General features: G+C 39.2%; 13 protein-coding genes. 10 read left to right on the forward strand and 3 right to left on the reverse strand.

Annotation, left to right across the window (positions count from 1 at the left end; all coding sequences use genetic code 11):
- Positions 1-205: 205 nt before the first annotated feature.
- The 4 genes from J2S11_RS14220 (at position 206) to J2S11_RS14235 (ending at position 4,096) form a co-directional block, all read left to right on the forward strand.
- Positions 206-1,492 carry a histidine--tRNA ligase gene (locus tag J2S11_RS14220; protein ID WP_307395656.1) on the forward strand — a complete coding sequence of 429 codons (1,287 nt, stop codon included), beginning with the start codon at positions 206-208 and terminating at the stop codon, positions 1,490-1,492.
- A gap of 111 nt (positions 1,493-1,603) precedes the next feature.
- Positions 1,604-1,747, forward strand: a complete 144-nt coding sequence (locus J2S11_RS14225) for a hypothetical protein (protein WP_307395658.1) — start codon at positions 1,604-1,606, stop codon at positions 1,745-1,747.
- Between the two features lie 256 nt (positions 1,748-2,003).
- Complete coding sequence (locus J2S11_RS14230) at positions 2,004-3,362, forward strand: transposase (protein WP_307395660.1); 1,359 nt, start codon at positions 2,004-2,006, stop codon at positions 3,360-3,362.
- A 194-nt stretch (positions 3,363-3,556) separates the two neighbouring features.
- Positions 3,557-4,096: a hypothetical protein gene (locus tag J2S11_RS14235; RefSeq protein WP_307395661.1), complete on the forward strand. Its 540-nt coding sequence runs from the start codon at positions 3,557-3,559 to the stop codon at positions 4,094-4,096.
- Between the two features lie 51 nt (positions 4,097-4,147).
- Here the strand turns inward: J2S11_RS14235 and J2S11_RS14240 are convergent, their stop codons facing one another.
- Together J2S11_RS14240 and J2S11_RS14245 are read right to left on the reverse strand one after the other, a co-directional pair.
- The gene (locus J2S11_RS14240) at positions 4,148-4,531 is read right to left on the reverse strand and encodes a VOC family protein (RefSeq protein ID WP_307395800.1); all 384 of its coding nucleotides are present in this window, start codon (positions 4,529-4,531) and stop codon (positions 4,148-4,150) included.
- Positions 4,532-4,632: 101 nt separating this feature from the next.
- The gene (locus tag J2S11_RS14245; RefSeq protein WP_307395802.1) at positions 4,633-4,917 is read right to left on the reverse strand and encodes an ArsR/SmtB family transcription factor; all 285 of its coding nucleotides are present in this window, start codon (positions 4,915-4,917) and stop codon (positions 4,633-4,635) included.
- Between the two features lie 144 nt (positions 4,918-5,061).
- On the opposite strand from J2S11_RS14245, the gene J2S11_RS14250 reads away from it, so the two are divergent.
- The 5 genes from J2S11_RS14250 to J2S11_RS14270 all read left to right on the forward strand — a co-directional run bounded on the left by J2S11_RS14250 (position 5,062) and on the right by J2S11_RS14270 (position 10,295).
- Complete coding sequence (locus J2S11_RS14250) at positions 5,062-5,589, forward strand: DinB family protein (RefSeq protein WP_307395663.1); 528 nt, start codon at positions 5,062-5,064, stop codon at positions 5,587-5,589.
- A 209-nt stretch (positions 5,590-5,798) separates the two neighbouring features.
- Complete coding sequence (locus J2S11_RS14255; RefSeq protein ID WP_307395665.1) at positions 5,799-8,891, forward strand: hybrid sensor histidine kinase/response regulator; 3,093 nt, start codon at positions 5,799-5,801, stop codon at positions 8,889-8,891.
- A gap of 40 nt (positions 8,892-8,931) precedes the next feature.
- Positions 8,932-9,360 carry an NUDIX hydrolase gene (locus J2S11_RS14260; protein WP_307395667.1) on the forward strand — a complete coding sequence of 143 codons (429 nt, stop codon included), beginning with the start codon at positions 8,932-8,934 and terminating at the stop codon, positions 9,358-9,360.
- Between the two features lie 86 nt (positions 9,361-9,446).
- The gene (locus J2S11_RS14265) at positions 9,447-9,701 is read left to right on the forward strand and encodes an SRPBCC family protein (RefSeq protein WP_307395669.1); all 255 of its coding nucleotides are present in this window, start codon (positions 9,447-9,449) and stop codon (positions 9,699-9,701) included.
- A 39-nt stretch (positions 9,702-9,740) separates the two neighbouring features.
- Positions 9,741-10,295, forward strand: a complete 555-nt coding sequence (locus tag J2S11_RS14270) for a histidine phosphatase family protein (RefSeq protein ID WP_307395671.1) — start codon at positions 9,741-9,743, stop codon at positions 10,293-10,295.
- A gap of 452 nt (positions 10,296-10,747) precedes the next feature.
- Here J2S11_RS14270 and J2S11_RS14275 read toward each other — a convergent pair whose 3' ends face one another.
- The gene (locus tag J2S11_RS14275) at positions 10,748-11,173 is read right to left on the reverse strand and encodes a ferritin-like domain-containing protein (RefSeq protein ID WP_307395672.1); all 426 of its coding nucleotides are present in this window, start codon (positions 11,171-11,173) and stop codon (positions 10,748-10,750) included.
- A gap of 216 nt (positions 11,174-11,389) precedes the next feature.
- Here J2S11_RS14275 and ytvA point away from each other — a divergent pair, with 216 nt between their 5' ends.
- Positions 11,390-12,163, forward strand: a complete 774-nt coding sequence (ytvA, locus tag J2S11_RS14280; protein WP_307395673.1) for a YtvA family blue-light photoreceptor — start codon at positions 11,390-11,392, stop codon at positions 12,161-12,163.
- Positions 12,164-12,216 lie beyond the last annotated feature (53 nt).

The following is a 12,216-nucleotide window of genomic DNA, read 5'->3' on the forward strand; positions in this document are numbered from 1 at the left end:
AGGGTTTAAAGCTATGAATTATCCAGTTTTAAATCAACTTCATCATATTAAACAGCGGTAGCACATCTTAAATGTATCTAGGGTGGGCTAGCGCTATTCGCGTTAGCCTCCCTACGGCATACGAAGCGCGTAGGACCAAGAGGTCTTGCGCGTTTTTTATTTTTCCTTATAACTGATAACTAAAACAAATGAAAGGAAGAAATTTATGCAAAATGTAAAAGGTACGTATGATTTTTTCGGTAAAGAACAAGCGCTTAGGAAAAGGATACAAAATGTGTTAGAGGAGGTTTTCGAGCTCTATGATTTTAATGGAATGGAATCAACTGTTTTAAATGAGCTTGAGCTCCTAACATCCAAATATGCGGGCGGTGATGAAATTTTGAAGGAAATGTATCAACTAACGGATCAGGGGAGCAGAAGGCTTGGGCTTAGGTATGATCTTACTATTCCATTTGCTAAGGTACTTGCTTTGAATCCCGGAATTTCCCTACCGTTTAAAAGATATGAAATTGGTAAGGTGTATCGAGATGGTCCAGTAAAGAAGGGGCGTTTGCGTGAGTTTCTTCAATGTGATGTAGATATAGCTGGAATAGCAGGAGCAGAAGCTGAGGCAGAGCTTTTGCAAGCGGCGGTTGAAGTCTTTAAGAGGTTAGATATACCCATTATAGTGGAATGGAACAATAGAGAATTCATGGGGGATATTCTGGAAAGCCTTGGAGTGCCACCAAAAGAAAAGATATCTGTGATGCTCACCTTAGATAAAGTCAAAAAAGTAGGATGTGACGGAGTGATGAAAGAGCTAGATAGTAAGGGAATACATCCGTCGGTAACAGCAAAGCTAGCTAAGTTTATGAATGCTGAAAATATGCCCATTAATGATTTAGTGCAAGCATATGGTCTTGAAAATAGGAAGGGTACTTTGGAGGTATGTGCTCTACAAGAGCTTATTGATAGTCTAGGTATGGAACGTATCTCTAAATTTAATCCTTTTTTATCTAGAGGTCTTTCCTTTTATACTGGAACAGTTTATGAGATTTTAGATGCTACAGGTAGCTTCACCTCAAGCTTAGGAGGAGGGGGGAGATACGATTCAATTATTGGAAAGCTAATAACTAGGGAGGATATTCCTTATCCAGTCGTAGGCCTATCATTTGGAATGGAATCCATCATGGAGATAATGAAATCGAGTAAAATCAACTCGTTAAGCCTTCCTCAGCCTAAGGTCGTGGTCATTCCTATTGGTGAGGAAGCTATATCAGAAGCGCTTAAATTAACAGCTACGCTTCGCGGGAATGGGATTCGTACAAGAATAGATTTGAGTAAACGAAAACTAAAAAAATCCCTTTCAGCTGCTTCTGCTAATGAAATACCTTTTGTCATTCTAATAGGTAATGATGAAGCTAGGGGCGGTAAAGTGCGCTTGAAAGATATGAAAAATATTACAGAACATAGTGTGACTCTCGAAGAGGCTACACAGCTTATATTAAGGTAGAAACATAATATTAATCAAAATATTCTAATAATTATCTTTATTTTTTATCCCATATACGATAATATGTTTGAAAGTGGAAGTAATCTCAAATGAAAGAAAGGAGGTCTAACAATGGGAAGAAAGCTGCTGTCATTGCTTTTTGTCGTTGCGGTAGTTATGAGCTTGTCTGCTAATGTATTCGCGTCTGAGGAAGCATCAGGTGGGGAATATTCCGTTTTTTCGGAGCGCCAAACAGGTACAGTTAAAGAACCATGATTATGAAACTAAAGTCATAATTATCTCCGTTATTTCATTAAGCTGCTATGTGGGCATAAGTTCGGGGTTATTCCGGGCTTATGCCTTTTAATTTTGCTAATGAAAAACTTCTTGATTAATAGATACAATTGAATCAATTTCATAAATCTGAGCCCAACGGGCTCAAGGCTTTTTAAGCGCAAAAAAAGGAGTACCTCCCCATAATCTCGAATTTATTGTTACCACACAAAAAATAGAGATTGGAGGGAAACTCCCTATGTCCATTATAAGACAAGGAAGCCTGTTTAGCCTAGAAGAATTATTTGACTTAGAACCTACCCATCGATTTGAAGGGGTTTTCTCTGCTATTGACATCTATCCTATCTTAGCTGTGGTCTCTAAGAAATCAGTCTATGGTGCTCCTGTTGAATTGAACTACCCTGCCATGATTTATTCTTTAGTAGCCCGAATAACGGAGAGAATTCCTAGGATAAAGGACTTAATCAAGCGTCTGAAAAACGATTTTATCTTTCGCTTAGATTGTGGATTTTTATTATCTGATGGCGTTCCATCGGAAGCTTCTTATTCCAGAATGATCAACAAATTAAGTGAAAGTCATATCTTAGAAAAAGTTCAAGAAAAGCTTCTCATTCAAGCCCTAACCGAAGGATTCATTGATGACCATAACGTATCCATAGACTCCACACACGTTGAAGCCAGAGATCAATCTCCTCCAAAGGAGGAAAAGGAAGAACCCCAGCCCAAAAAACGTGGTCGTAAAACAAAAGCGGAGCATGAACAATGGCTTTTAGAGAAAGCCGAACAAGAAGCGAATGCCACCATCTATGAGAAAACAATTGAATCCCAATTAGACGTAACGCTTGAGGAACTTAGAACGTCTACTCCACTTACTCCCGAATGGGGAGTAAAGAAAAATAGTGCAGGTAAAAATGTATTCTGGTTTGGCTACAAAAGTCATTTGGCTGTAGGTACCAAGAGCCAATATATCCTGCAATCCATGCTTTCATCGGGGAGTCTAAATGATGGCAAAGCCGCCATTCCTCTGTTAAAAGGGCTTAAAGAACGGTTGTTAGATCTTTTAGTCAAGCATGCGATCATGGACTCCGGGTATGACTATGCTGCGATTTACAAACAGGTTTATCGTATTGGTGCACAGTCCGTTATTGCGTATAACAAAAAGAACGAATCGGAACCCGTCGGGTTCGACAAGTACTTTGCTCCTACTTGTGTACGCGAGCACTCGTATAAGTATGATAGCTTTGACCCCAAATACATGAGTTTGAAATATACACGTCCAAAGGAGTGCAAGGATTGTCCGCTAGCCCATGATTCTCTGTGTCAAAGTGTTTACAAGATAAGAATTAAAACGGATTTACGACGTTATACAGCTCCAGCACGAGGATCACAGAAATGGAAGGATGTATATAAGGAACGATCCGCTGTAGAACGGGTTATTGCTTACTTAAAATCCTACTTTCAGTTAAATAACATCCGTCATAGAACAGGAAAGAAAGCAAAGTTTCACGTTGATCTAGTTACCCTTGTTTACAATGCTTCAAAATTAGCTTCTGATCGAATCAACCTAAGGCTACAGGAAGTACAAGCAGTCGCATAACCTTTTTAAAAAGAATTTTTGGAAATTCTGCTCTTGCGAGCATTTTTAAGAAGATGCATTATGAAATTGATTCAATTACATAAAATGATAACAAAGAGAATAGAGGTGTAAAGTGTCCAGTTTAGAGAATAATGAGGCTGAAAAAAATAGGAAAACCACATGTAAATGGGGAGTAAGATATTGAATCCAATCGTGTGGGAGCTCTAGGGATTAGTCATGGAGCTTGGGTAGTAATTGAAGCAGCAAGACTTTATCCTACTATTGCTTTCGTTATTCCTGTCGTTGGTGGGGGAGTGCCGCTTTGGAGAGCCTTACAATATGAAACAGAACGGACTTTACAGATAAGAGGCTATGACCCTACTACCGTAGAAGAAGCAAAGAGCTCCATGCTCGCTGTTTTTGGGTTACTAAGAAATGGAGATGCAAACTTACTCGCGTCCCTTTTACAGCAACTAAATAATTTCACTTGGTTTGAGGATACAGCTTTAGCGCGCTTTAAGGGATTGTCCCCTGAAGTCATAGAGCTGGCTGCCAAGCATATTTGGGATGCAGAGCTTTCCTATGACCCATTACCAGCCTTACAAAATATCGCAGCACCTATTCTAGCTATCCTAGCGGAAAAGGATGACTTTGTTCCTGCGATTGAGTGTATGAAAAGTTTTGCTGAACTCGAGCGTGAGGGAATGATTGTGCGAACAGCCGGAAATGTTGAACTGTTCGCTGCATTTTATTAGGCTTCGTTAATGATATTGAATATAAAACGCATACAATCCTTCGTCAAGAAGTTACCTCTGCGCAATTTGAATAAGATTGCCTACTGTATCGTCGAAGACAGCTATAGTGATCTCACCCATTTTGGTTGGCTCCATAGTAAACTTCACGCCATTTTCCAGTAAGCGTTTATATTCCGAATGAATATCAGCAACGCCAAACATAGTTGCTGGGATACCATCGGCAAATATTTTCTTCTGATACTCTCTGGCGGCAGGATGATCGTTCGGTTCGAGTAAGAGCTCGGTACCTTCTTGCTCATCTGGAGGTACAACGGCTATCCACCTAAATTTTCCGACGGGTATGTCATGCTTTTTTACAAAGCCTAGCTTTTCTGTATAAAACTCCAATGCCTTATCTTGATCTTGGACGAATAAACTGGTAACAATGATTTTCAACATATTATTTGCCTCCTTTGATATTAAACGGTATAGTGGTGCTGATTTACAAACAATCTTGTCCTAATTCATAAAAGCCATACAATCAGCAGAAACGGTAATTACTCTTCCTTCACCCACTTTTTCAACAAGTTTTTAAGTGGTTCGTTGTTGAATATAACCACTCGATACTTTCCTTTTTTCTCTGATTTTGCGAGCCCCGCCTCCTCCAATACAGAAAGATGTTTAGCTATCGCCTGTCGTGTAATGGAAAGATTATGCTTCGTAATAAGACGCACCGTCAGTTCATATAAAGTTTGCTCGTTGCGTTCGGATAATTCGTCTAATATAAGTCGTCTAGTCGAGTCGCCAAGTGCTTTGAATATAACGTCTATCTCTCTATTCATATATTGAGTATAGGCAACCTCTAGATTGCATGTCAAGTATAAGCAACTCCACAGTTGCTCCTCAAGCACTAAAAATTGTAAGATTGTATAATAAAGATATTTATCAGCAGAAGTAAAAATTCAAAAAAAGAGAGGAGAATGTGTATGAATTATAATAAGAAGGAAGCAATTGAAATTCTGGAGCGAACACCCCTATCCTTAGATCTTTTTCTTTCGGGGCTATCCCCTAGCTGGTTACAGATCTCCGAAGGGGAAGGGACATGGACCGTCAGTGAAGTGATTGAACACCTTATTGAAGCGGAAAAATACAACTGGCTGCCAAGATTAGAGCATATTTTAACCGCCGGAGAAAGTAAACCTTTTCCTCCTTTCGATCGTTACTCTCACATAAACAAAGAATCGGAAAGAAAGATCGAGCTGAGCCTACTAGAGTTTAAGGAGATCAGAGCTTCAAATATGGCAAAGCTAACAGCAATCCCTGATCTTGAGGAGCATTTTGAAAAAACAGGCTTGCATCCTGAATTTGGTACTGTCAAGGTAAGGGAGTTACTTTCAACGTGGGTCGTCCATGATTTAACACACATCGCTCAAGTGGTTCGGGTCATGGCTGAGAGGTATCGGATGGACGTGGGGCCTTGGAGAGAATATTTAGGTATTTACAAGAGAAAATAATTTTATACAAAAAAGTATCCTTATTGTTTTGAAGGGTACTTTCTTTTTAACTATTAAATATGTATTTCTTTATTCCGAGATATAAGTAAAGAGATAGAATATTTCATTGAACTTAGTAATTTTTATAGGGTATACTCTTGATAGTTTGAAAGATTAACACATACTACAATTATTTTCCACTACCTAGTATGTCTAAGGAGTTAAACGAATTGCCTATTCAGCAAAACCTGCGTGTAAGAAGAAATATAATTATCATATTTTTCATATTTGTAACGATCCTTATTACTGCACGTATTCTATGGAATATGTCTTTTCAAAGTGTAAACCAACCGTATGCTGTCGATGGAGTGCTAGATTTACGCGATTGGGAGGCTGCTGAAAGCCGACCTATCACTTTGGACGGAGAATGGGAAATTTATAGTCATACATGGCTAACCAGTCATGGAGATTTAGATGAACAAGTGGGAAATAGACAGCTTATTGATGTCCCTGGTTCATGGAGTGCTCAGATGGATTCAGGGCAAGGGACACCTTATGGATACGGGTCTTATCGGTTACAAATTCTAGTTAATCCAGATACGGACCTAAACTATAGCCTTCGAATACCCAGCGTTCGAAGCGCATCTGCCTTGTATGTGAACGGAAGGCTTCTTGCACAGTCTGGAGAATTGGGAGAGAGCTTAGAGGAGTACAAGGCGAATAATGTTCCTTACTCTGCTACATTTACATCAAATGATGAAGCTATTATTGAGGTTGTTATACAGGCAGCAAACTTCAAGGATCCACGCAATAGTGGGATTATTCGTTCTATAAAATTTGGAACAGAGAGAGCCGTTGCTAGCGAAACACAGCTCTCCATATTCATGCAGCAAATGGTTGCTGTTGTATTTTTAATACATGCTATTTACGCGTTTATTTTATTTTTTGTAGGTGCGAAGGAACGAAGGCTCCTGTACTTTTCCTTATTAACCCTTAGTGCGATGTTTATGAACATTCTTGGTAGCGAGGAAAAAATACTTAATCTTTGGCTTCCGATAAGCTATGAGTGGGGATTTAAGCTTGTTGCTCTTTCCATGATAGGGGTCGCCTATACGCTTCTTCAATGCATACCGCATAGAGACTCTCGCTTTTGGCGTATCTTTCATCCGATTTTCTCTATTCTATGTGTCTGTAGTGTAATCTTAGCTATACTGCTACCAGTACGTTACGGTGTTTCCTTTCAGTTATTGTATATTCTTCTCATTACTACATCAATTGTACTGGCCTTAATAGCATTATTGCGTGACTCTATGAAAAATCTAAGAAATAATCTTCTCCTTTTTCTATCTCTAACTGCTCTTGGAAGTAGCTTTGCATGGTGGACTTACTTTCTTTTCACAGGTATTAAGGTCATTTACTATCCTTTTGACCTTATTATTGCTGCTGCGTGCTTTGCCTCCATCTGGTTTAAGAAATACTTCCAGGTTAATCATGAAACACAGAAGCTAGCGGCTAAGCTTATGGAAGCAGACAAGGTGAAGGATGAATTTTTGGCTAATACATCTCACGAATTAAGAAATCCTTTGCATGGTATTCTGAATATGTCGCAAGCGGTGCTAGAGAGAGAACGGCACTCATTAAATGAAAGGAGTAGGAGGGATATTGGAACAGTCATTTCTGTGGGACGCAGAATGTCAGTGATGTTGGATGATTTGCTTGATTCAGTAAGGCTCCAGGAAAAGAAGCCACGCTTACAGTACAAGTGTTTTTCACTCCAAACGATTGTGATGGGTGTTTTTGATATGCTCTATTTCATGACCAAAGGAAAGCCCGTAAGGCTTATCAATAAGATTCCTGAAAATTTTCCATACATTTTTGCGGATGAGAATCGTACTATTCAGATTCTGTTTAATCTCCTTCACAATGCCTTAAAGTATACAAATGAAGGAGAGGTGACTATACAGGGATATGTCAAAAAGGGTCGGGCTTTTATTACGATCTCTGATACGGGAATAGGAATGGACGCAGAAACCTTAAATCGAGTATTTCTGCCCTATGAGCAGGCATCTGTAGAAACGACGATGATAGAGGGAGGCTTTGGGCTGGGGCTAAGCATTAGTAAAAAGCTAGTTGAGCTACAGGGAGGAGAATTACAGGCTAGGTCTGTGCCTGATAAAGGAACAACATTTATCTTTAGCCTGCCTTTAGCGGAGAGCTCACAGATACAGGAGATGCCGAAGGAAGGAGCTAATCCTTCCGTTTGGCTAGATGAAACATTGGCAACTAATCACGATGTGTCGACTGAAAGGATTACGTTCAAGGAGGATCGCCCACGAGTGCTGCTGATAGATGATGACCCCGTTAACCTAAATGTCCTAGAAACGATTCTATCAGCAGAAAACTACGATATGATGACTGTCACTAGTGGAAAAAAAGCACTAGTGGCCCTCGAAGAAGGGGATTGGGATCTTGTTATTACAGATGTGATGATGCCACACATGTCTGGGTATGAACTGACCAGGAGAATTAGAGAGCGTTTTACGCTAACAGAGCTTCCTATCTTGCTTTTAACAGCAAGAAGTCAACCACTAGATATTGAGCTTGGATTTCTATCTGGGGCTAATGATTATGTTACAAAACCAGTTGAGCCCCTGGAGATTAAAGCTCGGGTAATGGCCTTAACAGAGGTTAGGAAATCGGTACGTGATCGAATTAAGCTAGAAGCTTCGTGGCTACAGGCACAGATCCAGCCTCATTTTCTATTCAACACGTTAAACGCAATTACAGCATTAAGCGAAATAGATACTAAGCGCATGCGAAAAATGCTTGATGCGTTCAGTAGCTTCCTTAGACATAAGATTAACTTCAGGAATATAGATGATATGATTTTTATAGAGGAAGAGCTTAGCATAGTCCGTTCCTATTTGACTATTGAGCAAGAGAGGTTTCAGGATAGGCTACAAGTGCATTGGGAAATCGATCATTATAGCTATTTCAAAATTCCGCTACTTACCATTCAGCCTTTAGTAGAAAACGCAGTTAGACATGGAATTATGAAGCGTTCTCGTGGTGGAGAGATTTGGATAAGGGTGGTAGAGGAAAACAAATATATACGATTTTCTGTTGTGGATAATGGGGTAGGAATAGAGGAGACTGTCCAAAAGCAAGTTATGGACAAAAGTCCAAGTGAAGGTTTTGGGGTTGGTTTGTACAACACAAACCTACGGTTAATTAGGAAGTATGGTAAGGGTCTTCAGATTGAAAGCACAAAGGAACAAGGGACAACGATTTCATTTACAATTGATAAGAATAATACTAAATAGTTGCGCTTCAAAAATATAATCTATAGGGAGAATAAGATCCATGTTCATCGTCAATGTTGAAGGTGCCGTATACAAAGGTGATAAATGGCTATTAATTACTAGGAGTGTGAAAGAAGAGCATGCCGGAGGAACGCTATCCTTTGTTGGGGGAAAGGTCGATCCTGAAAAGGAAAACACGTTGGATATTTTAGAGAAGACAGTTAGAAGAGAGGTATATGAAGAGGTAGGTGTTGAACTGAAGGATACGATAACATACATATACAGTTCACTGTTCGGATTAGATGATGGAAGACAGGTTATCAATGTAGTGCTTTTATGTGAATACGATAAAGGTACAGCTTATAACAAAAGTCCAGATGAGGTAGATGCTGTACATTGGCTGACGACAGACGAAGTATTGGAACATCTTAGCGCTCCACCTTGGTTAAAAGAGAGTATAGTAAGGGCAGACGAGTTGAGGAAACTATAAATTTTGAAAACAGATTTACTTAAATATCACTTGAGAGTTATATTCCTTTTTAGTAATATAGTGACATGAACTTTAGGAGAGAGCCTTTGTCCATTTTAAAGTACACCTGGGGAGAAGACATTGTACACTTTGAATTAATCGAAGAGCCAGGAGGCTGTCTCTTAATCTTAAAAGAAACAATTACATCCATTACGGATCACAGCTCCAAGGATCTTGCTGGCTGGCATGTATGCTTGCAGTTCATTGAAGCGATACAGGATGACGGCAAAGAGGTTGAACGAAAAATAGAGTGGAAGCATTGGCAGGAGCAATACGCTGAGATTCTAAATAAGCTCGTTTAAAAATAGAAGGAAGCAATAAAGCGAGAGGAGTTTCAGACTATGAAACGTATATTCGTTGTGAGGCACTGTAAAGCAGAAGAGCAAGCACCGTCAGCTGAATTGACGGAGCAGGGAGAAAAGCAAGCTATTGAATTAGCTGATTTTTTTACAGATAGGAATATTGATTATATCGTTTCAAGTCCATATGAGAGAGCACATGCAACGATCAAGCCCCTAGCTCAACACCGACAGTTAGAAATTCAGCTAGATGATAGATTAACTGAGAGAATTCTTACAGCTAAGGATCATCCAGATTGGTATGATATGCTGCGCAGGACGTTCGACGACTTAGATTTACATTATGAGGGTGGAGAGTCTAGCCATGAAGCTACACAACGCATTTTACATGTACTTAATGACATTCTCCAAAGTAACCATACTAATGCTGTAATCGTTTCTCATGGTAACCTGATATCCCTCCTCCTTCATTATTTTGATCCTCAAATGGGATTTAAGGAGTGGGAGAGGATGACGAATCCAGACGTATTTGAGCTTTTATTTGAAGAGAAGAGCTCTGAACAGCGCCCTTTATTACAACGCATTTGGGTGAATTGATATAAAGCTGTGTGGCTTTCTAAAATATCGGCAGGGTTATTTGGAGAGCATGTAAATAGAGGGGTACGTCATAATGCTAGAATGTTTTGAAATAGTAGAAAGAACCTAAACTCGAGCAAATTTAGCAGAGTCAAGGTCCTCTAATAATAAATTTCTATTTGTAGTCATTCCCATAGGATTAGCTATCCTTGTCCCCGAGTATTCGGGCTTGTTCATCTAACTGATCGGCAACCATAGATATACTTTCAAATTCCTCAAGAGAATGAATGCTATGTAAGCCAGATAAATCAATAATTAAGAGTCAATAGGCTGATTCTGTAGCTCTCTTTCTCGCTTATTACGTCCCGAAATATCCTTAATGGTTGTAGCCTTCTTTCTTTTTGCAGAACGAAGACTATGGGTCACAGATTTATTAGTCAACTTTTAAGGTTTAGCTAAACAAAAATTTATTACTATCTCTTCTCTCTTGTTAAAAAATATAAAAACCATACCGCATGATTCTGCTCATCAGCTGCAGCTCGTTTAAATGCCTCTTTTACAAAAGGATCAGTCGCTTTATCTGAGATTTCTAAGTAGAAATCGACTGTATTTTGTTCATCTTTTATCGCAAAGTTAAGTCCAGCTACGTACTCGGAAGGACATGGTTCAGAAATGTGAGGAGTAGGCTGTCTCCCACTTAAAGACGTATAGATGTGAGAAAAAGTGTGAAAATGCTTTATTTCATCGTTTCTAATTTCGAGGATCTGCTCCCTTTCTTCCGCATTTGGGGCCAGCTTAGCAAGCTGTTCATAACAGGAAATAGCACTGTACTCACCGTTGATTGCCTTAGCGACATCGTCTAGAATAGGGTCAACCCTATAAAATAAATTGTAGGACATGGACAAGTTCCTTCCCTTGTTTTTTCTAGCCTATGCATAGAACTGGGCGAGTGTGTATATGTGTGGGTATTTAGACAAGCTTCAAATATGAGGCAAATGATGAATTGAATTTTGTTTAGCTTGTAGGAATCTGGAAGTAAGCTTACACAATATATATGTTAAAATAATGAGGACGGCTGTATAGGAGAGATTAATCTAGAACTTCAGGAGGCTACTATGAATCAAATTTTATCTAACTATAAAGTCCTGATAGAAGCTCTTAACTATACAAGAGCGGGTGTATTAATTACTGACCCAAATTTAGAAGATAACCCAATTGTCTACGCCAATAAAGGCTTTGTGGATATGACCGGATATACCTTAGACGAAATCTTAGGGGAAAATTGTAGGTTTTTGCAAGGGCTTGAAACCGCAGCTTCTGACGTAGATAAATTAAGAACAGGTATTCAAAAGAAAGAATCCGTGTTTGTTGAAATCCTAAACTATAAAAAAGATGGAACAGAGTTTTGGAATAGTTTATCAGTAGATCCATTGTATATGGAGGAAGAAGATCGCCATTATTTTATTGGTGTGCAAAGAGATGTTACAGAACGGAAGCTAGTAGAGGAAAAATATAAGAAGTCAGTTGCAGAAGTAAAAGCATTGGCTTGTCCAATTGTTCCCTTAGTCAATGATGTTGCTGTCATTCCTTTAGTAGGAGAAATGAGTGACCAACGCTTTGAAACCGTTTTTAATGAAGCTTCGGATTATATTGTAAAAACACAAACAAAAACACTGATTCTCGATGTTTCAGGATTAACAAAGCTAACTAACTATGATATAGAGGGAATTGTCAAACTTGAGGCTGTTCTGTCCTTAGTTGGAGCTGAGATGTACTTAACAGGACTATCTAGTGAAATGGCTGTTAACGCTGTCCAATTAAATGACCGATTTGCCACTGAGATTAAGGCTGCTTCTTCTTTAAAGGTTTTGTTAGAAAAGCTTATATAAAAACATTGCTAACAGGTGCGAATCCCAAGCTCACATTAGGTCCTTGGGGGTTT

It is taken from the genome of Bacillus horti (assembly GCF_030813115.1).
Classification (GTDB): domain Bacteria; phylum Bacillota; class Bacilli; order Caldalkalibacillales; family JCM-10596; genus Bacillus_CH; species Bacillus_CH horti.

Bases quoted from the DNA above. Each gene is read 5' to 3' on its own strand.
- J2S11_RS14220 (WP_307395656.1), top strand. From the start codon at position 206: ATGCAAAATGTAAAAGGTACGTATGATTTTTTCGGTAAAGAACAAGCG.
- J2S11_RS14225 (WP_307395658.1), top strand. From the start codon at position 1,604: ATGGGAAGAAAGCTGCTGTCATTGCTTTTTGTCGTTGCGGTAGTTATG.
- J2S11_RS14230 (WP_307395660.1), top strand. From the start codon at position 2,004: ATGTCCATTATAAGACAAGGAAGCCTGTTTAGCCTAGAAGAATTATTT.
- J2S11_RS14245 (WP_307395802.1), bottom strand. From the start codon at position 4,917: ATGAATAGAGAGATAGACGTTATATTCAAAGCACTTGGCGACTCGACT.
- J2S11_RS14250 (WP_307395663.1), top strand. From the start codon at position 5,062: ATGAATTATAATAAGAAGGAAGCAATTGAAATTCTGGAGCGAACACCC.
- J2S11_RS14260 (WP_307395667.1), top strand. From the start codon at position 8,932: ATGTTCATCGTCAATGTTGAAGGTGCCGTATACAAAGGTGATAAATGG.
- J2S11_RS14270 (WP_307395671.1), top strand. From the start codon at position 9,741: ATGAAACGTATATTCGTTGTGAGGCACTGTAAAGCAGAAGAGCAAGCA.
- J2S11_RS14275 (WP_307395672.1), bottom strand. From the start codon at position 11,173: ATGTCCTACAATTTATTTTATAGGGTTGACCCTATTCTAGACGATGTC.
- ytvA (WP_307395673.1), top strand. From the start codon at position 11,390: ATGAATCAAATTTTATCTAACTATAAAGTCCTGATAGAAGCTCTTAAC.